General features: G+C 64.8%; 19 protein-coding genes. 4 read left to right on the top strand and 15 right to left on the bottom strand.

Going from position 1 to position 19,421, the window contains the following annotated elements; all coding sequences use genetic code 11:
- Positions 1-6: 6 nt before the first annotated feature.
- The 6 genes from ACMGGG_RS02665 to ACMGGG_RS02640 form a co-directional block, all read right to left on the bottom strand.
- Complete coding sequence (locus ACMGGG_RS02665; protein WP_414155919.1) at positions 7-2,700, bottom strand: TonB-dependent receptor domain-containing protein; 2,694 nt, start codon at positions 2,698-2,700, stop codon at positions 7-9.
- A gap of 114 nt (positions 2,701-2,814) precedes the next feature.
- Complete coding sequence (locus tag ACMGGG_RS02660; RefSeq protein WP_414154824.1) at positions 2,815-3,765, bottom strand: DUF4880 domain-containing protein; 951 nt, start codon at positions 3,763-3,765, stop codon at positions 2,815-2,817.
- Position 3,766: 1 nt separating this feature from the next.
- Entirely contained in the window at positions 3,767-4,273 is a 507-nt protein-coding gene (locus ACMGGG_RS02655) for a sigma-70 family RNA polymerase sigma factor (protein ID WP_054893502.1), read from the bottom strand.
- 114 nt (positions 4,274-4,387) lie between these two features.
- Positions 4,388-5,179, bottom strand: coding sequence for a phosphate/phosphite/phosphonate ABC transporter substrate-binding protein (locus ACMGGG_RS02650; protein WP_414154823.1), 792 nt, complete (start codon positions 5,177-5,179; stop codon positions 4,388-4,390).
- 14 nt (positions 5,180-5,193) lie between these two features.
- Entirely contained in the window at positions 5,194-6,135 is a 942-nt protein-coding gene (locus tag ACMGGG_RS02645) for a fatty acid desaturase (RefSeq protein WP_414154822.1), read from the bottom strand.
- A gap of 151 nt (positions 6,136-6,286) precedes the next feature.
- Positions 6,287-6,760 carry a phosphate-starvation-inducible protein PsiE gene (locus ACMGGG_RS02640; RefSeq protein ID WP_054893505.1) on the bottom strand — a complete coding sequence of 158 codons (474 nt, stop codon included), beginning with the start codon at positions 6,758-6,760 and terminating at the stop codon, positions 6,287-6,289.
- Between the two features lie 256 nt (positions 6,761-7,016).
- Here ACMGGG_RS02640 and ACMGGG_RS02635 point away from each other — a divergent pair, with 256 nt between their 5' ends.
- Positions 7,017-7,280: a YebG family protein gene (locus ACMGGG_RS02635; RefSeq protein ID WP_054893506.1), complete on the top strand. Its 264-nt coding sequence runs from the start codon at positions 7,017-7,019 to the stop codon at positions 7,278-7,280.
- 64 nt (positions 7,281-7,344) lie between these two features.
- On the opposite strand, the gene ACMGGG_RS02630 is transcribed toward ACMGGG_RS02635, so the two are convergent.
- Positions 7,345-8,364 carry a Leu/Phe/Val dehydrogenase gene (locus ACMGGG_RS02630; protein WP_414154821.1) on the bottom strand — a complete coding sequence of 340 codons (1,020 nt, stop codon included), beginning with the start codon at positions 8,362-8,364 and terminating at the stop codon, positions 7,345-7,347.
- A gap of 123 nt (positions 8,365-8,487) precedes the next feature.
- On the opposite strand from ACMGGG_RS02630, the gene ACMGGG_RS02625 reads away from it, so the two are divergent.
- Positions 8,488-9,294 carry a SirB1 family protein gene (locus ACMGGG_RS02625; RefSeq protein WP_414154820.1) on the top strand — a complete coding sequence of 269 codons (807 nt, stop codon included), beginning with the start codon at positions 8,488-8,490 and terminating at the stop codon, positions 9,292-9,294.
- Here the strand turns inward: ACMGGG_RS02625 and ACMGGG_RS02620 are convergent.
- From ACMGGG_RS02620 to hmgA, 4 genes are all read right to left on the bottom strand, one after another.
- Positions 9,283-10,638, bottom strand: a complete 1,356-nt coding sequence (locus ACMGGG_RS02620; protein ID WP_414154819.1) for an MFS transporter — start codon at positions 10,636-10,638, stop codon at positions 9,283-9,285. The genes ACMGGG_RS02625 and ACMGGG_RS02620 overlap by 12 nt on opposite strands.
- 91 nt (positions 10,639-10,729) lie before the next feature.
- Positions 10,730-11,356, bottom strand: coding sequence for a maleylacetoacetate isomerase (gene maiA, locus ACMGGG_RS02615; RefSeq protein ID WP_063543091.1), 627 nt, complete (start codon positions 11,354-11,356; stop codon positions 10,730-10,732).
- 12 nt (positions 11,357-11,368) lie between these two features.
- Complete coding sequence (fahA, locus tag ACMGGG_RS02610) at positions 11,369-12,661, bottom strand: fumarylacetoacetase (protein ID WP_414155918.1); 1,293 nt, start codon at positions 12,659-12,661, stop codon at positions 11,369-11,371.
- A 3-nt stretch (positions 12,662-12,664) separates the two neighbouring features.
- Positions 12,665-13,966, bottom strand: coding sequence for a homogentisate 1,2-dioxygenase (gene hmgA, locus ACMGGG_RS02605; RefSeq protein WP_063543087.1), 1,302 nt, complete (start codon positions 13,964-13,966; stop codon positions 12,665-12,667).
- A gap of 199 nt (positions 13,967-14,165) precedes the next feature.
- Between hmgA and ACMGGG_RS02600 the strand changes: the two genes are divergently transcribed.
- Positions 14,166-14,942, top strand: a complete 777-nt coding sequence (locus ACMGGG_RS02600) for an IclR family transcriptional regulator (protein WP_414154818.1) — start codon at positions 14,166-14,168, stop codon at positions 14,940-14,942.
- A 269-nt stretch (positions 14,943-15,211) separates the two neighbouring features.
- On the opposite strand, the gene ACMGGG_RS02595 is transcribed toward ACMGGG_RS02600, so the two are convergent.
- The 4 genes from ACMGGG_RS02595 to ACMGGG_RS02580 form a co-directional block, all read right to left on the bottom strand.
- On the bottom strand, positions 15,212-16,126 hold the full coding sequence (locus ACMGGG_RS02595; RefSeq protein WP_414154817.1) for an SDR family oxidoreductase: 915 nt from the start codon (positions 16,124-16,126) through the stop codon (positions 15,212-15,214).
- A gap of 118 nt (positions 16,127-16,244) precedes the next feature.
- The gene (locus tag ACMGGG_RS02590) at positions 16,245-17,150 is read right to left on the bottom strand and encodes an alpha/beta fold hydrolase (RefSeq protein WP_063543083.1); all 906 of its coding nucleotides are present in this window, start codon (positions 17,148-17,150) and stop codon (positions 16,245-16,247) included.
- A 176-nt stretch (positions 17,151-17,326) separates the two neighbouring features.
- Positions 17,327-18,013 (bottom strand): LrgB family protein, encoded by a 687-nt coding sequence (locus ACMGGG_RS02585; protein ID WP_063543081.1) that lies wholly within the window; start codon positions 18,011-18,013, stop codon positions 17,327-17,329.
- On the bottom strand, positions 18,003-18,389 hold the full coding sequence (locus ACMGGG_RS02580) for a CidA/LrgA family protein (RefSeq protein WP_063543079.1): 387 nt from the start codon (positions 18,387-18,389) through the stop codon (positions 18,003-18,005). The genes ACMGGG_RS02585 and ACMGGG_RS02580 overlap by 11 nt, the downstream gene beginning before the upstream one ends.
- 97 nt (positions 18,390-18,486) lie before the next feature.
- Between ACMGGG_RS02580 and ACMGGG_RS02575 the strand changes: the two genes are divergently transcribed.
- Positions 18,487-19,371 (top strand): LysR family transcriptional regulator, encoded by an 885-nt coding sequence (locus ACMGGG_RS02575; protein ID WP_063543077.1) that lies wholly within the window; start codon positions 18,487-18,489, stop codon positions 19,369-19,371.
- The last annotated feature ends 50 nt before the right edge of the window (positions 19,372-19,421 follow it).

Here is a 19,421-nt window from a genome sequence, read left to right as displayed (position 1 = left end):
TGTCGATCAGAAGTCGTAGCTGAGCCGGGTGTAGTAGAACGCTCCTTCCGGTGCCGACGGCGCCAGGTAGCTGTACTGCTGGCCCGGGGTCTGGCGCAGGCGGGTGTTGAAGTCATCCGGCTTGCTGTCGAATAGGTTGTTGGCGCCTACCGAAACGCGCAGTTGCTTGGTGAACGCATAGTTGACGTCCAGGTCGGTGATCCACTGGGCCGAGAAGGTCTGGTCATACTGTGCGTTGGTCGCCGAGGCTGCGTACTTGCGGTACTCGCCGTAGCGGGTCTGGGTCAGGCTGACGGTCCATGGGCCGTAGGTGTGCGTGGCGCCAAGGATCAGCTTGTCCTCGGGATAGCCATGTTCGAGGAAGCCCTGGGCCTCGCGGGTCAGCACGTCGAAACCGAAGGGGTTGCCATGGATCTTCTCGATGGTGGTGCGCGCCTTGGTGTAGCCGGCGGTCAGCGCCAGGTCGCCATAGCGATCCAGGCCCAGGTTGTACTTGCCGACGATGTCCACGCCACGGGTACGGGTGTTGGCGGCGTTGGTCATGAACTGCGCCCAGCTGTACTGGCCGAAGCCTGCAGCGGTGAGGATGCGTTCGGCGTCCGGGCCGGAAATGCCGCCGCTGTAGAGCAGGCGGTCGCGGATATCGATCTGGTAGGCATCGATAGTCAGCGACGCCTGCTCGGTCGGGCGCAGCACCAGGCCCAGCGAGTAGTTGGTGGATTTTTCCGGCTTGAGCGACTGCGCGCCCAGGGCCTGGGCCGCCGGATGGTCGACCGGCAGGATGCGGGTCAGCACCGGATTGCCATTGACGTCGACGTTGGTGGTGGTGGTCCATGAGGTGCCGATCTGGCCCAGGGTCGGCGCACGGTAGGCGCTGTTGAGGGTGCCGCGCAGGCCGACCTGCGGAGTGAACTCGTAACGCGCCGAAAGCTTGCCGGTGGTGGCCGAACCGAAGTCTGAGTAATGCTCGCTGCGCCCGGCCAGGCCTACCTGGAATTTGTCGGTGACCTGGTTTTCCAGGCCGAAATACACCCCGCCCACCTCACGTTTGTAGGTGCCGGCATCGTCCGGCGTCAGGCCCGAAGCCTGCACCCCACCCACCTGCACCCCGTCGATGCCGCCGAACGAGTAGGAGCTGAAATCGCCCGGTTGCAGTTCGTACTGTTCGCGACGGTAGGCCACGCCCGCCGACACGGTCAGCGGATGGGTCGACCAGGCCACGCCCACGTCACGGGCGTAGTCGACGGCCAGGTTGGTCTGGCTGTTGATCAGCGTGGCAATGTCGAACTTGGTCGGGCTATTCACGCCATAGCTGGGGTTGAGCGTGTCGAACGCCACTTCGTCATGCTTGTCGCGGCCATAGGTGGCGCTGATGTCCAGGCGTCCGATGGCCTCGTCCTCGAAGCGCGAGCCGACGGTGACCGAGGCGTCCTCGTAGCGGAAGCGGTACTTGGGGATGGTGCCCTCGGGGTACAGCGCCTGCACGTTGTTGGGGTTGTCGCGCAACAGCGGCGGGGTGTTGTTGATCGACTTGTCCTGGCCATAGGTGGCGAAGCTGTACAGCCGCCACTGGTCGTTCAGGCCGACCTCGGCGTTGGCTGCCAGGTTGAACTTGTCGCGGCTGGCTCCGCCCCAACGGTGCTCCTGCAACTGGCCGTCGGCGACGTACTTGTCGCCGATGTCGGTGGGCTTGGCATTGACGCCATTGAAGCTCAGGGTCAGGAAGCCGTCGCCCGGCAGACCCAGGCCATACCAACCATCGACGTTCTTGCGAAAGCCGTCGCCCTGCCCGTACTTGCCCAGTTGCGTGTTGATCTGCCCGCCGCTGTCGCGCTCCTTGAGCACGATGTTGATCACCCCGGCCACCGCGTCCGAGCCGTACTGTGCGGAGGCGCCATCGCGCAGCACCTCGACATGGTCGATGGCGCTGATCGGGATCATGTCCAGGTCGACCGGCTGGGCACCAATGAACGGCACGCCACCGGAGATGTTCACCACCGCCGAGGCATGCCGGCGCTTGCCATTGACCAGCACCAGGGTCTGGTCCGGCGACAGGCCGCGCAGCGAGGCGCCCTTGGGGTTCTGGCCACGGGTGGCGCTCTGGTTCTGCGGGAAGTTGAACGAGGGCAGCAACTGGAACAGCGCCTGGTTCAAGGTGGTGGCGCCAGTCTTGACCAGCTCCTGGCTGTCGATCACATCGACCGGCGCGGCGCTGGTCAGCGCGGTGGCGTCGCTGCGCCGGGTGCCAAGGGCAATCACGCGGTCAAGGGTGGGTGCCGCAGCAGCGCTGGCTTGCCCGACCGGTCCGCTGGGCGCGCGCCGGGCGCTGGCGGCGGCGGTCTCGTCCTTGATGATGAAGGCGCCGCCCGGGCTGACCTGAAGCTGCAAGCCGGTGCCGCGCAGCGCAGCGTCGATGGCTTGCTGGGTGGTCAGGTCGCCCTCCACCGCCGAGGACGAGAAGCGCTCGACCTCCGGGGTGAAGGAGATCACCTGGCCGCTCTGGCGGCTGATGTCGAGCAGCACCTGGTCGAGCGGACCGGACTTGATGTGGTAGGCCTGTACCGGCTCGGCGGCCTGGGCGGTGCTGATCAGCAGTCCAAGCAACGGGCCGAGGGCCAGGGCATTGCGCTTGAAGCGCGAGTGAGTAGCAGTGGTCTTCTTCTGGATACGGCGCACAACGATTCCCCCCAAGGAATCCATGACGCTGCCCCCCTCGGCAGCGTTTACAGCAGTGGTGTGGCGCGGGTGCGCAGAATCTTGCAGATCGATTGGTTATGTCGTTAGAACCTGGAAAAGCCCGCCCGCGATCCTGGTTCACACCGCCCCGATACTCAGCCAATACTCCCCATGCCGGCTCACACGAATTGGCAAGGTCCGCGCCAGCGCCTCGAACACCAGCTCGCTCTGGTCGAGCCGAAACAGCCCGCTCACGCGCAATCCAGCCACCGCAGGATCCAGGCGCAGCACGCCGCGTCGATAGGGCCGCAATGCATCGACCACCTCGCTCAACGGGCTGTCACGCACTTCCAGCAGACCATCGACCCACGCCCCTTCGCCTGGCCGCAACAGCTCAACCGAGGCAATGCTCACCCGGTCGAAATTCACCGCATGCCCCTTGCGCAACTGCACCCGATCACCACCCTGGCTGCTGATCTCCAGCACCCCGGCCAGTGCGCAGACCCGGCACTGCCCGGCACGCTCTGCCACCAGCAAGCGCGCCGATCGCGCACTGACCGTACTGCCCTCGATACGCACCAGAAACGGCCGCGACTCATCGACCACGGTCAGCAACCCCTCGCCACCGCGCCATTCGAGCACACGCAGTTGGCTGTCGAAGCGCACGTCGGCCTGGCTCTGGGCATTGAGCACCAACTGGCTGCCATCGGGCAGGCTCAAGGTCTGACGTTCACCCGTACTGGTGCTCAGATCGGCCCCCAGGTGCAGGCCAGACATCGGGTTGCCGACCAAGCCCGCACCCACCACCACACCGGCCCCGAGCAAGGCACGCTGGAGAAAACGCCGACGCCCCGAAGGCGCTGCCAGGGCGCGCTGCACCACACGGCCGTCGACGCCCTGGCTACGCGGCACCTGGAACACCCCGAGGGTGTTCTCAAGGCGCTGGCACAGTTGCTCATGCCGCGGGTCGGCGCGACGCCAGGCCTGGAACGCCAGGTGATCACGCGCCTCGGCCTGGCCCGAACGCAGCAGCACCAGCCACTGGGTCGCCTGCTCGATCAGGTGTTGCTGCTCATCGGGGTCGCGCATGTCAGTCCAGGGAAAGTTTCAGGCAACGGTTGAAAGCCTTGGCCATGTAGTCGCTCACCGAGCGCTGGGAGATCCCCAGTTCAAGAGCGATCTGCGGATAGGTCAGGCCGTTGAGCTGCGACAGCAGGAAGGTCGCCTTGACCTTGGCCGGCAGGCCGTCGAGCAGGGTGTCGATGGCTTGCAACGCCTCGATCATCTGCGCATGGGCTTCGGGCGATGGCGCCAGATGGTCGTCATCCTCGAGCAAGGCATCGAGGTAGGCGCGCTCCAGGTCGCGGCGGCGCCACAGCTGGTACATCAGGCGCTGGGCGATGGTGGTCAGCAGCGCGCGCGGCTGGCGGATCGGCTCCGGGACCGGCGCACTGAGCAGTTGCACGAAGGTGTCGGCGGCGATGTCCTCGGCGGCACCGTCACCCAGGTGTCGGCGCAGGCGTCCGCACAGCCAGGGGTAGTGGCTGCGGAACAGACTGCCGACATATTCGCCATGAGGGTTTTCGCGACCGGACATGAGGCTTCCATCCAGGAGTGGATACAAAGAGGTCCGGTCGTCCGGTGAGCGCATCCTAGTCTGGCGGCTTATGCTTTAAAAATACTTAAAAGTGATTTTTATATTCCGTTTTCATTATTCGAGAGTGACTAAACCAAGCCGCTTCGCTTCGTGCTCGTAATCCAGCAGCACTTGGTAATCGTTCGTCGCGGCCGGTAGCACCCGATCGATGGCCAGGGCCTCGGCCACCGCCGGCAACTCGGCCAGGGCCTGGTTCATCGCGTGGCGAATCCACTCGGCCTCTTCGGCACTGCGCCAACCGGCAGTGATGTACGGCAGGCTCGGCCCCCAGGCGGTCTGGCCGAGGATGCGCAGGCCCTCGACCTCCTCACTGTGATCGCGCGCCAGGTAGCCGTAGGTGACGCTGTCGATGGCCGCCAGATCGCCTTGGCCCTCGCGCAGGGCGCACATGCTGTTGCGGTGCCCACCGGTATGGCTGACCTGCGAGAAAAACCGCCCTTCACGCTGCAAGGGTGCCAGCGCGTGGCGCAGCAGATTCATGCCGGAGTTGGAGTCCGGGCCGTTGACCAGCCCGTGGCTGTCGAAGAATGCCGCCAGGTCCTGGCGCGGATCATCCTCGCGCACCAGCAGCAGGCTGCAGTGCTGACCTTCGCGCACATATGGCAGGCGATAGCGTGGCTGCCCGACCACTCGTACCTGCCCACGCAGCGCGGTCATCAACGGGTAGCCGCAGGTCTGGCTGAGCAGCAGTTGCGGCGAGCGCCAGACCTGCAGCAACGGCTGCGTACCCACCGCTTCACCCCGCGCATCGAGCAGCAACAGAATGCGTTGCAGCCAGGCCGCGCTGGCCTGGTTGATGCGCTCGGGGGCGACGTACATCGACAGGTCGACGAATCCCTGGGTCATGGCATGGCTCCTGTTCAGGCGAAGGGGTGACGTGGGCTGTCGATCGGCGCAAGGCCGTGGCGACGCAGCAGCGCCCCATAGCCCGGCACCAGGAAGTGCCCGCTGCGCAGCAGCCATTGCGCGCGATGACGCTGGTAGACACGCGGGATGAAGTACCAGGGCAGGCCCGGAAGATCGTGGTGCACCAGGTGCAGGTTGTTGTTCAGGAACAGCAGCGACCAGAGGCGCCCGGCCTCGTTGATCACCGTGCGCTGCTCAGGCAGCGGGTGCGGCCGATGCTCGTAGAACGAACGCAGCATCGCCAGGCCAACGGCCGGCACGCTGACCAGGAACACGTAGTGCAGCACCGACAGTGCGCTGAACCGCGCAACCAACATCATCAGCAATACGCTGCACAGGCCGTGGGTCAGCCACATCAGCCAGGCCTGGCGATCACCGCGCCCCAGCCGCGCCAGCTCCTTCCGGGCCAGCCCGAACAGACCCAGCGGCGCGCCGACCAGCACACGTCCGGGGACCGTCTTGCCCAGCCACAGCACCCCTCTGTGCCACCGGGTGCTGCGCTGCCAGTGCCGGTCGCTCAGGTAGCGGCTTTCAGGATCCAGACCCGGCAAGGTGAGGTCGTGATCGCGGTGATGAATCAGGTGGCTGTCGCGATACAGGGTGTAGGGATACCAGAGGGCAAAGGGCGCGTAGCCGAGCAACTTGTTCAGCCAGGGAAAACGGGTCGGGTGCCCGTGCAGCAACTCGTGCTGCAACGACAGCCACAGCACCAGCAGCGGGATCAGCAACAGGGTGGTCGGCCACACGCCCAGCGCATGGCTGAGCGGCAGCAGCGCCGTCCAGCCGCCATACACCACCGCCAGCAACAGCCAGGTCGGCCATTCGGTACGGCCGGTGAAGGTGCACTGAAGATGCTGCACGTCTTCGCGCTGGGCATCGTCGAGGTAATGGGGCATTGCGGCGTCCTGCGTGATCTCCGTTATAGGCTTGTGGCGTGACGCGGAGAAATCTTGCAGAACGATTGGTTATCAAAACCCCTTTCAACTAAATATTTGTCCATAAGGCAGGGCAAGCCGCCACCGCTTGCCCAAGTCGCTGCCGGATGGGTCAGACCTTGCCGTCGTCCATATCCTTGCCGTTGGCATCGATCGCCCGTGTCGACGGGTAGCGGTACGAGGCAAAGCGCACCACCAGGATCGCGAAGGCCAGCAGCAGGATGCCGCCACACACGTACAGCAAGCCAACATCCGGCGCCTTGTGGTGCGAGACATCGCCGATCAGCAAGCGTGTCAGCGCGGTGATCGCCACGTACAGCAGAAAGCGGATCGGCATGTGGTTGGTCTTGAAGTAGATCCCCACCATGGCTCCCAGCTCGAGGTAGATGAACAGCAGCAGGATGTCATCGACACTGATGCCACCCTTCTCCAGCATCTCGATGAAGGTCGCCACGGCGGCATAGGCCGTGATCGCACCGATGCCGAACAGGGCCAGGTAGTGGAACGACTCGACGAACAGATTTCCCAGTGCGTCGGCGGGCGCATGCAGGCCCTTGCGCAGCTTTTCTGGCCATTTGGATTTCACGATGCAGGATTCCTCGATACGACATGAAGGATGATGCGCCACCGATGTGACGCTTGTGACATGCAGTTAAAGGGCCAGGCCCCTTACTTGGAAGGCGACCGATTGCCGCAAGGCACCTATGGACTAGGCTTCGGCGAGAGCATCGGGGCAAATCAGAACGCCACTATCCGATTGCCAAAGAATCCGCTATGCTCGACACTGTATAAAGATACAGTTGTCGTCCAACCCACATACACAAAAGGCACAGAGGTGATGAATGGCCGTCGAAGTGGTGTACCGCAGCAGCCGCGACCCGGAGCGCTTGTTCATGGATAAGGCCGAAGCAGACCGTCACGACAAGATGCTCGAGCTGGCCGAACGGCTGGCCGAAGTACTGCAAAAGGCCGTGCCGTCGCTGAGCGAGCAGCAAGTCGAAGAAGCGGGCATCTACATGGCAAAGAACCGCGACGTGTTCGCCCGGGCATTCAAGAGCCAGCCCGATGCGCTGGCTGAACTGCTCGAAGGCGAGGCAGCGGAATAAGGCACCTGCCGCAGCGTCTGCGGCTCCTGTACATCGGGGCGTGGATGCTGGAGCCAGCGCTCGCTCAACCGTACAACAGCCGCTCCGCCAGCATCTGCGCCACACGCGCAGGCGAGCGCTTCTCGGCCTGGGCATGGGCGAATACCTCGGTCAGACGCGTAGGGATACGCGCCAGATGCGCGGTGATGGTGCTCAGGTCAGCGCCTCGGTGAGTCAACGCCACGTAGATCAGCCCACCGGCATTGATCACGTAGTCCGGGGCATACAGAATCCCGCGGCTCTCGAGCTGATCGGCCACCTGCAAGGTGGTCAACTGATGATTGGCGGCGCCGGCCACCGCCGCGCAACGCAACTTCATCACGCTCTGGCCGTTGAGCACCGGCCCTACCCCACAGGGCGCGAAGATATCGCAGGGCGTGCTGATCAGCGCATCGTTGGTCAACGGATGCGCCCCGAACTGCTCCACCGCCAGCCTCACCCGCCCCGGGTCGAGGTCGCTGACCAGCAACTCTGCCCCTGCCGCATGCAACTGCTCGGCCAGTGCATAACCCACATTGCCCAGCCCTTGCACTGCCACGCGCAACCCTTCGAGATTGTCGCTACCCAGCCGTGCCATCGAGGTGGCGCGAATACCGGCGAACACGCCCATGGCCGCGTGCGGCGAGGGATCGCCCGAGGCGGTGGTGCTGGTGACATGAGGGGTGGACTGGGCGATGCAGTCCATGTCCAGCGTCGAGGTGCCGCTGTCCACGGCAGTGATGAAACGCCCTTGCAGGCTGTCGACGAAACGCCCGAACGCCTCGAACAGCGCCGCGCGGTTTTCCACATGGGGGTTGCGCACGATCACCGCCTTGCCACCGCCCATCGCCAGCCCGGCCAGGGCAGCCTTGTAGCTCATGCCTTGGGCCAGATGAATGGCATCGCTCATCGCACTTTCATCGTCGGCGTACGGCAGGTAGCGACAGCCCCCCATGGCTGGCCCCAATTGCTCGCTATGAATCGCCACCACGGCTTTCAAGCCAGTGGCGGGGTCGTTCCACAGGTGCAGGGACTGGGTACGGGTGCTTTGCATGAGCGCGAACATCGACGGGCTCCCCACAAGGTGCTCACATCAGTATAGGCAGCCGGCGACTGTCCAGGGCCTGGGCGGACCACTGGACGAATCGGTGCGCCGGGGCTAAAAATCTAGTGTGTGTGGAGAAGTCCGATGAACCCACGTAAAGCCTGCCTGGCCTGCCTCGACCGCATTCCGGTCGCCCTGTTGGAAGCCACCCTCTGGATCGCCGCCGAGCATGATCGCGAGGTCGATCCCGCCGCCTGTCTTGCGCAACTGCACGACCTGCATCGGGAAGTCAACGCGCGCCTGCCAATGCTGCCCGTCAGCGAGCTCGCCCAGCCACTGCTGCGTCAACTCAACGCCCTGGGTTTCCAGCAGGACGAATACCACCCGCTACGTCCGCAAGCGGCGCTGATGGACAAGGTGCTGCAGCGCCGTCGAGGCCAGCCGCTGCTGCTGGCGATCCTCGCACTGGAGATGGCCCAGCGCCTGTCGATCCCACTGGAGGGGGTGAACTTCCCTGGCCACTTCCTGTTGCGCGTACCGGGCGCCGATCACCTGCTCGACCCCTGCGGCGGTCGACGCCTGTACCCCGCGGATTGCCGCGAACTGCTCAACCGCCAATACGGCCCGCACATGACGCTGACCGCTGAACACCTGCACAGCGCCAGCCCGATGCAGATGCTGCAGCGCCTGTCGCGCAACCTGCGCCAACTGCACAGCAGCAACGACAACGACCTGGCTGCGCTGATCGATGCAGAACGGGTGATGCAACTGGGGCCAGTGCAGGTCTCCGACTACCTGGCCCGCGCCACCCTCTACCAGCACCTGGACTGCCCCCAGGCCGAACGCTTCGACCTGGAGCACGCACTGCTGTTGAGCGACGATCCGGTGCAACGCCTCAAGCTGGGCGAGCGCCTCGCCCAATTGCCTTCGACAAACCGTTCAATCCACTAGCGCATCGACCTTGGCCGCCTGCGCATCGGCCTGCTTGCCCGGCGCACGCACCCGGCTGATCAGCAGGGCCGCGATCACTGCCGGAATCGCACAGAAGAAGAAAATCCACTCCACCGGCATGTGCATGGCCAGCAGCAGGCTGCCGAACAACGGCCCGAGGATCGAACCGAAGCGCCCGACGCCCAGCGCCCAGCCGGCGCCGGTCGCACGAACCTGAGCCGGGTAGAAGTTGCTGACGAAGGCATTGAGTGTCAGTTGTCCGCCGATGATGCAGAAACCTGCAGCGAACACGCTCGGCACCAGCCAGCGCGGATCGGCGTGGTTCAAGCCCACCAGCACGCTGAAGACCGCAGCGCCCACCAGGACCGCCGCCAGTAACCTGGCCTTGTTGGCCATGCGATCGGCGCACCAGGCCAGGCAGATCGCGCCGAAGGTCCCGGCGAACAGGAACAGCGAAGTCACCAGGTTGGCTTGCTTGAGCGCCAGCCCGCTCTCCAGCAACAGCGACGGCAGCCAGCTGATCATGAAATACAGCAGGATCAGGCTGACGAAGAAGGTCCCCCAGATGAGCAGCGTCGGCCGGGCGAAGCCATCGCGGAACAAGCCCAATACGGTCAGTTTGTCTGCCGCCGGCTCATCCACTGCACGCTGTGCCGCAGGCACTTGCCAGCCGGGTAGCACGCGCGCTGCCAGGCGTTGCAGACGGGCGAAGGGAGGTGCATCGCGCAACAGCCGGGGCAAGGACTCGGGCAGGAACATCACCAGGAAGGGAAACAACAGCAGCGGCGCCACGCCACCGGCCAGAAACACCGCCTCCCAACCGAACCTGTCAATGAAGCCTGCCGCGACGAAGCCACCCGCCGCGCCGCCGAGGGAGAAACCGCAGGCCGCGAGGGTCACCATCAAGGTGCGCAGGCGCGGCGGCGCATAGTCGGCCATCAGCGCCATCGCGCTGGGCATCGCCCCGCCCATGCCGATACCGCACAAAAAGCGCGCCAGCATCAGGCTGTTCAACGAGGTGGAAAACACCATCAGCAGGGTCAGGCTCGCGTACAGCAGCACGCACCAGAGCAGCACCCTGCGCACGCCAAAGCGATCGGCCAGTGGGGTGACGGCGAGCGAGCCCAGTGTCAGCCCCAGCAGGTTGGCGCTGAACACCGGTCCGAACGCCGCCTTCTCCAGGCCCCAGTCCTGGGCCAGGGCCGGAATCACGTAACCCAGCACCTGGGCGTCATAGCCGTCGGTCACCAACAACAGGATCAGCAGCGCCAGCAGGCGCCATTGGTAGGAAGACACAGGACGCCCATCGAGGGCCGCGCGAAAGCTGGCTATCTGGTTGTGCATCGCAAGGTACCGGGTTGTTTTTGTTGTAGGGGTGCGAAGCAGCGTCGGCGCAGTGGGAACGGGATTGCCCGCAAAAAGGCCGACGCCGTGCTCAGGGCGTATCCGGCTGGTTCGCCGGGTGCGCTTTGACGAAGGCTGGATGCTGCCCAGCCAGGGCGGCGACCCTACGAATACGCGGGTAGTCGTCCAGATCCACATTGAACCGCTCGGCCGCGTACAACTGCGGCATCAGGTACACATCCGCCAGCCCCGGCGTATCGCCAAAGCAGAAACCCTGGTCGCCGATCAGTTGCTCCACTGCCGCCAGCCCCTGGCCAATCCAGTGGGCGATCCACTGGTTGACCTGGGTTTCATCGTGCCCCAGCTGACGCAACTGGTTGAGCACGCTGACGTTGTGCAGTGGATGCACGTCGCAACCGATGATCGCCGCGACCCCACGCACCTGTGCCCGAGCGTCCTCGCCCTGGGGCAAAAGCGGCGTGTCGGGGAAGCGCTCTTCCAGGTACTCGATGATCGCCAGCGACTGCACCAGCAATTCGCCGCTGTCCGTGCGCAGCGCGGGCACCCGCCCCTGGGGGTTGAGCGCCAGGTAGTCCGCAGCACGGTGCTCGCCCTTGAGCAGGTTGACCGGCCGGGCCTGATAATCCAGGCCCTTGAGCGCCAAGGCGATGCGCACCCGGTAAGAGGAGGTGGAACGGAAGTAGGTGAACAGCTCCATCGCCCTGCCCCCTCAGTTGGCCCCGACCACCGTGCCACGGCATTCGCCGAAACCGATGCTGGCAACGCCATCGCGCACGCAACGCGCACGCAGGATGATTTCGTCGCCGTCCTCGAGGAACTTGCGCACCTCACCATTGGCCAGTTGCACCGGTTGCTTGCCGCCTTCGGTGATCTCCAACAGGCTGCCGAACGAACCCGGCACAGCCCCGGACAGCGTGCCCGAGCCGAACAGGTCACCGGCTTGCAACTGGCAACCGTTGACACTGTGGTGCGCCACCATCTGTGCCACGGTCCAGTACATGCTGCGGGTGTTGCTCAAGGTGAGGCGGTGCGCCGGCACGCCCTCATCACGCATGCGCTCGGTCAGCAACAGCACTTCCAGTTCGATGTCGAAGGCGCCGCCGGCCTGGTCACGTTTGTCGAGCAGGTAAGACAAGGGCTGCGGATCGCCTTCCGGGCGTGCGGGTTGCGCACAGCGGAACGGCTCCAGCGCCTCGGCGGTTACCACCCACGGCGAGACGCTGGTGATGAAGCTCTTGGACAGGAACGGCCCCAGCGGCTGGTACTCCCAGGCCTGGATATCACGCGCCGACCAGTCGTTGAGCAGGCAGAAGCCGGCCACGTGCTCGGCTGCTTCACCGATCGCGATCGGCTGCCCCATGTCATTGCCCTGACCGATCCAGATACCCAGCTCCAGCTCGTAGTCCAGCCGCGCACACGGGCCGAAACTCGGCTCGGTCTGCCCGGCCGGGAGCGTCTGGCCCTTGGGGCGGCGCACATCGGTGCCGGACGGGCGCAAGGTCGAGGCGCGGCCGTGGTAGGCGATCGGTACGTGCTTGTAGTTGGGCAGCAGCGGATTGTCTGGGCGGAACAGCTTGCCGACGTTCCTGGCGTGCTCGATACCGACGTAGAAGTCCGTGTAGTCACCGACCCGGGCCGGCAGGTGCAGGGTGCATTCGCCAGCCGGATGCAACGCCGCTTGCAACACGGCCCGATGCTCGCTGTGCTCGCCGAGCAGAACCTGCAAGCGCTCGCGCAGGGCCACCCGGGCGGGGCGGCCGAGGGCGAAGAAGGCGTTCAGGGCGCCGCCGCGGGTAGCCTCGACAGCAGCCTTGGCCGCGCCCTCGAACACACCGGCGGCGAGTGCGGCCTCCAGGTCGAGGATGGCGTCGCCGATGGCCACGCCGCAGCGTGGTGCCTGGCCCGGGCGACTGAAGATGCCCAGCGGCAGGTTCTGCAGCGGGAAGTCGCGGTGCCCGTTGGCGTGTTCGACCCAGCTACGGGCAATGGCGGTCTGGTTCATCGGTCATCTCCGGTTCGGATTGAAGGTGCTTGGCAGCGTTGCCCAGCAACTGTCGTAGTCGGCCTGCAATTGCGGGCTCTCGAGGGCCTGCTGGCTCGGACGCAGCACCTGGCTGGTCTCGAACATGAAGGCCATGGTGTGGTCGATCTTGTGCGGCGCCAGCTCGGCGGCGATCGCCTTGTCGCAGGTTTCGGCGTCTGGCCCGTGGGCGCTCATCACCCCATGCAGCGATGCGCCACCCGGCAGGAAGCCCTCGGCCTTGGCATCGTAGGCGCCGTCGATCAGGCCCATGAACTCGTTCATCAAGTTGCGGTGGAACCACGGGGGACGGAAGGTGTTCTCGGCCACCATCCAGCGCGGCGGGAAGATCACGAAGTCCATGTTGGCCAGGCCGTGCACGCTGGTGGGCGAGGTCAGCACGGTGAAGATCGAGGGATCCGGATGGTCGAAGCTGACCGTGCCGAGGGTGTTGAAGCGGCGCAGGTCGTACTTGTACGGCACGTTGCTGCCGTGCCAGGCCACCACGTCCAGCGGCGAATGCTGCAGTTGGCAGGCCCAGTGCTCGCCAAGGAACTTCTGCACCAACTGCACCGGGCCATGGGTTTCTTCGTAGTGCGCGACCGGGGTGAGGAAGTCGCGCGGGTTGGCCAGGCCATTGCTGCCGATCGGGCCCAGGTCAGGGAGGCGTAGCGGCGCGCCGTGGTTCTCGGCGATGTAGCCGCGTGCCTGGCCATCAGGCAGCTCGACGCGGAACTTCATACCGCGCGGAATCACCGCGATCTCCTGCGGCCCGACCTGCAGCACGCCCAGTTCGGTGGCAATGCGCAGTCGCCCCTGCTGTGGCACCAGCAGCAACTCGCCGTCGGCATTGAAGAACACCCGCTCCATGGAGCGATTGGCGCCGTAGATATAGATGCTCACCCCGGCCGGTTTGTCAGCGGCCGCATTGGCCACCATGGGCAACCAGCCCTCGATGAAGTCGGTCGGGACGGACGGGATTGGCTGCGGGTTCCAGCGCAGGCGATTGGGGTTCGCCGCAGCGAGCGGGCCGGCCAGGGGCTGACGCGCCAGGCGCTCGAAGCGCGGGTGCAGCGCAGAGGGGCGGATACGGTACAGCCAGGTACGCCTCAGTTCGCTGCGCGCCATGGTGAAGGCGGTGCCCGACAGCAACTCGGCGTATAGCCCATAGGGTGCTTTCTGTGGAGAGTTCTGCCCGACCGGCAGCGCACCGGGCAAGGCTTCACTGGCGAATTCGTTACCGAAGCCGCTCAGGTAGCTGAGTTCAGGGGAGGTGTCGCGGGTCATCGGGGCCTCCAGGCTCGGTGGAGCCATTGACGGCAGAGAGCTGCAGCCCCGAATCGGCGGGTGGACCGACCATTGCCAGGGGACACACAGCACATCTGAATTTATATTTATCGTAATCCGATTACGAATAACGTAATTTGCTCGGCAAGAGGCGTCAAGCTATAAAGTCGGCCAGAATGAATCCCGGAAGCGTCTTACGATGTCCAGAGACAAAACTGCAGCTGACAACAGCAAACAGAAGGTCCGTTCCGCTGAAGTCGGCACCGACATCCTCAAGGCGCTGGCCGAACTGTCGCCCTCCACCTCGCTGTCGCGCCTGGCCGAACATGTGCAGATGCCCGCCAGCAAGGTCCATCGCTACCTGCAGGCCTTGATCGCCAGCGGTTTCGCCGAGCAGGATGCGGCCACCAATCACTACGGGCTCGGGCGCGAAGCCTTGCGCGTAGGGATGGCGGCGCTGGGCAGCATCGATGTGCTGAAGGTCGCGGCCCTGCCGCTGTCGCAACTGCGCGACGCGCTCAACGAGAGCTGCTTCATCGCCGTGTGGGGTAACCAGGGCGCAACCGTGGTGAACATCGAGCCTGCGGTGCGCGCCGTGACGGTAGTGACCCAGATCGGCTCGGTATTGCCACTGCTGAGTTCATCCACCGGGCTGGTATTCGCCGCTCACCTGCCAGAGCGGGAAACCATCGAGTTGCGCGACCGCGAACTGGCCGCACGGGGGCAGCGGGTCGAGCACTACGTGGACCTGTTCACGCAGATCCGCACACGCGGCCTGCACCATGTTCACGGTTTGCTGATGCCGGGCGTGGATGCGTTGTCGGCGCCGGTGTTCAACGCCATGGGCCAGATTGCAGCGGTGATGACGGTCGTTGGCCCGACGTCGATCTTCCATGCCGATGAAGATGGCCCGGCCGCCCGGCAATTGCTGAGCGCGGCGCGCACCGTCAGTTGGCGGATGGGCTACGAAGCCTGAGATGGACCGGGGTTTCACGGCCCTGCACTGTCGTGATGCGGCCTGACTGTTTTTGGCGCACTTTTACCCGAAACGTAAAGGTGAATGTCACCCAGGGCTATTTTTCCCGTGGGATCAGCGGCTTATTCTGTTTTCACTGGCTGGCGCGAAAGGCACTCCCCCGTCGTTCGGGCCGCCACGTGTGAACGACGTTGATTTTGAAGCTCCTTGATCTGACGTCTCGATTGGCCGCTGCCGATGCAGCGGCCTTTTTTTGCGCTCGAAACCCACTATCCCAGCGGGTGCTTCTGCAGATTCGCCATCATCTGCTGCAAAGCCTGCAACGTATCCTGCGGATGAGTCGCCCCCTCGAAGTCGCCGATCTGCGCCCAATGCTCGGCTACCTGTTCCGGCGTGAACCCGCCATTGGGGTCGAATCCAACGCCAAGGCTTCGCTCCCATCGGACCTTGCCGACCCAGCCACCGCCCACTTCATACAACTGCCCCGTGTCCTGGCACTGCTCGCTGCCCAGGTACACCACCACCGGGCTGATCAGCTCAGGCTTGAGACGTTCGAACACCTGCGGCGGGATCAGGCCTTCTGTCATGCGCGTGCCCCCTGTGGGCGCAATGGCGTTGACCAGAATCCCATGCTTGCGGCCCTCGATGGCCAGGGTGCGGGTCAGCCCATAGAGGCCGAGCTTGGCCATGCCATAGTTGGCCTGGCCGAAATTACCGTAGATGCCGGACGTGGAGGCGGTGAAGATCACCCGTCCCCAGTTCTGCTCGCGCAGGTGCGACCAGGCGGCGCGGGTCACCTTGTAGGCGCCTTCGGCATGGACCCGGTAGACCTGGTCCCAATCGGCGTCCTCCATCTTGTGGAAGGTCTTGTCGCGCAGGATGCCGGCGTTGTTCACCAGCACATCGACCCGCCCGAAACTGTCCAGCGCCTGCTCGACGATACGCGCCCCCTCGGCCACCGAATCGTGGTTGGCCACCGCGGTACCGCCTGCGGCGCGAATCTCCTCCACCACCCGGTCGGCCGCCGATGCGCTGGCGCCTTCGCCATGGGTCGAGCCGCCCAGGTCGTTGACCACCACACGTGCACCACGGGCCGCGAACAGCAGCGCGTGGGTCCGGCCCAGGCCACCGCCGGCCCCCGTGACGATCACTACGCGGTCTTGCAGATTTACCGGCTCGCTCATGCTCAAGGCTCCAGGCAAGAATTGGGATACCTGGAGTGTCCGCCAGCCATCGGCAGCGGACAATCAAGCGCAGTGACGCTGAATGGCAGGCGATAACACAAGGCGATGATCGCCGCGTTCAGGACCAGGCAACCCGCTGCGGTATATAGCTCAGGGGCTGCTCGCGAAACGCCAGGTAATGACGCAGCACCTGCACCGGCGCTTCGGTGTGCGGATAGTGGCCGATCCCCTGCAACACCACGGTATCGGGGTCAGGCACCAGTTGCCGGTAGCGCTCGACCATGTGCGCCCCCGACAGCGGATCCACCGCGCCATTGATCAGGCGCAACGGCACGCCCTCCGTCTGCAGTGCACCAATCCAGCGTTGCCGCTGTGCCTGACGCTCCGGCACATAGGCCATCAATTTGTGCAGGATGCGCGTCCCGCGGTTTGACACCATCAGGCTCCAGCAATCGTCCAGCGCGCTTTCGCTGGGGTGGGTGCAAGGGCCGTAGACCTGGCTGACATTGCGCACCAGATCATCCCGCCCGAACGAACGCGCCACCAGCCAGCCCAGCGGGCTGAGCAGCAGCTTCTGCACCAGCAGCAACGGACACAGCTCGGGGAACAGCGCGCTGTTGAGAAACGCGCAACTGGCAATGTCGGCACGCCCTTCGTGATGGCGCGCGAGCAACTCCTGGGCGACGCTGCCACCGTAGTCGTGGGCCAGCAGGTGCACCGGCTGTTCGATTCTCAGGTGGTCTAGCAGCGCCTGTTGCAGATCGGCCTGCTCCATCAGGCTGTACTCGTGGTCGGCAGGCTTGGCCGAATCGCCGAAGCCGAGCATGTCGCAGGCCACGACGCGAAAGCGCTGCGCCAAGGGTGCCCACAGGTAGTGCCAGTCCCAGCTGGCGGTAGGGAAGCCATGTAACAGCAGCAAGGGCTCTCCTTGCCCTGCTGTCCAGTAACGGATGCTCTGGCCCCGGAAGGAAAAACTCTGTCCCCGGGTACGCCAGACGCACAATGGAATTTCGGCCAAAGGCATCGGAATCGTCCCGCTGATCAGGTGTTGACGGTATAGGGCAAGGCTGCGCTCATTGCATGTCACCTCGGCACTTGCATGTGCTCTCTATGTCGAGGCTGAGTCTAGTCAGCGCCTTGAATGGCGGAACTTACCTTGGCAGCCAGCTTGATGACCTTGCAGGACACTGGCACGAACGGTCATAGCAGGCAGGCGAGCAATGGCGCGGCGAACAGGTTGAGCAGGCCGGTCAGCACCATCACCAGCCCCGCCACCGAGCCTTCCTCCCCGCCCACTTCATGGGCGCGGCTGACCCCGGCGCCATGGGCACCGACTCCAAACAGTGCGCCGCGCGCCAGTGACGTACGCAGCGGCAACACCCGCAACAGCAGGCCGCCGAACACAGCCCCCAGCACACCGGTGAACATCACGAACACTGCGGTCAGCTCGGGCACACCGCCCAGGTCATGGGCCAGCGGCATGGCGAACGGCGTGGTGATCGAGCGCGGCACCAGTGACAGGCTGACCGACTCATCCAGCGCCAGCAGGTGCGCCAGCCCCCAGGAACTGGAGATCGACGCCAGGCTGCCCGCCAGCATCCCCAGCAACAGCGCCGGCCAATGTCGCGCCAGCATCGCCCGCTGCTGCCAGATCGGCACGGCGAAGGCCACGGTGACCGGCCCCAGCACGCCGATCAGCCAATGGGTGTTGCGGGCATACTCGGCGTAGGCGGTGTGCAGCGGAACCGCCACCGCCAGCAGCAGCGCCGGGACCAGCACCAGCGGCGACAGCAGATAACGGCCAGTGCGCCCATACAGCCAGCGGCTGAACAGGTAGGCCCCCACAGTCAGCGCAAGCCAGAACAGCGACATCGGTTCAAGCTTCATGGCGCAGGCTCCAGCGGCAGACCAGTTCGACCGTAAGCGCCGTGACCACCATCACCACCAGGGTGCTCAAGGCGATCACCAGCAGGATGCGCCACCCCTCGCTGCGCATCAGGCTGCCGTAGTCGAGCAGGCTCATCAGCGCCGGGATGAAGAACAGCAGCATCTGCGCCATCAACCAACCAGCGCCACGTTGCAACGTGCCCGGTTTCACGGCCCCCACGGCAAACAACACCAGCAACAGCGCCATGCCCATGACCCCGGCCGGGATCGGCCAGCCAAGCCAGGCGACGAGTTCGCCGCCAACCAGATACAGCACAAACAGCACGCACAGCTCGGCGAGCAGGGGGGTCAAGGCATTCGATACGATGGCTTTCATGATGGGTTTCCTCGGGATGGGCCCATTTTAAAAAGCTGCTGCCAAGGCCAAAAGCGAATTGTTAGACTGCCATCCATTCCAATCTGGAATTCAGGCAATGGAATTCAAGCAACTGCGCAGCTTCATCGAAGTGGTTCATCGAGGGGGATTCACCCAGGCCGCACACACGCTGCACATCAGCCAGTCGGCGGTGAGCAAGCAAGTGGCCCAGCTCGAGGAAGACCTCGGCCAACCCCTGCTCGAGCGCCAGGGCTCGCAACTGCATCTCACCGCCGCCGGACGCATCGTGCTCGAACGCGGCGAGGCCCTGCTGCGCCAGCGCCATGAGTTGCTGACCGAACTCGACGACCTGAGCCAGATGGCCCGCGGCGAACTGCGCCTGGGTTTGCCGGTGGTCGGCGGCGAGGCCCTGTTCGCCAGCCTGTTCGCCGAATACCGGCGGCGCTATCCGAACATCACCGTGCACCTGGTCGAAGGCGGCAGCCGGATCGTCGAACAGGGAGTCAGGAGTGGCGAGCTCGAATTGGGTGGCAGCGTCACCCCGAGCGACCCGGCCTTCGACTATCAACCCTTCTGCAACGAACCGCTCGATGCATTGCTCCCAGACAACCACCCCTTGGCCGAACGCGACGGAGTGACCCTGCGCCAACTGGCCGATACGCCGTTCCTGCTGTACCACCGCAGCTTCATGCTCAACGACAAACTGCTCAGCGCCTGCGAGCAGGCAGGTTTCACCCCAAAGGAGGGCGGGCGCAGCGGCCAGGCGGATTTCCTCACCGCGCTGGTGGCCGCAGGACAGGGCGTGGTGCTGCTGCCCAGCGTGGTGGCACGTGGGCTGGAGCGTGATGGGGTGGTGAGAGTGCCGCTGGTGGAGCCTGGCCACCTGCGCTGGGACATCGCGTTCATCTGGCGGCGCGGAGCGTACCTGTCGCGAGCGGCGCAGGCGTGGCTGGCGTTGGTGCAGGAGCGCAAAGGAGGGTGAGCGGCGAATCGCCACTCACCCTCCCTGGAAGAAACCTTGCTCGCAAGAAG

It is taken from the genome of Pseudomonas sp. BNK-44-b (genome assembly GCF_047456245.1).
In the GTDB taxonomy this organism is placed as follows: Bacteria; Pseudomonadota; Gammaproteobacteria; order Pseudomonadales; family Pseudomonadaceae; genus Aquipseudomonas; species Aquipseudomonas machongensis.
Note: the sequence above shows the minus strand (reverse complement) of the source record. Positions and strands in the feature narration are given on the sequence as shown.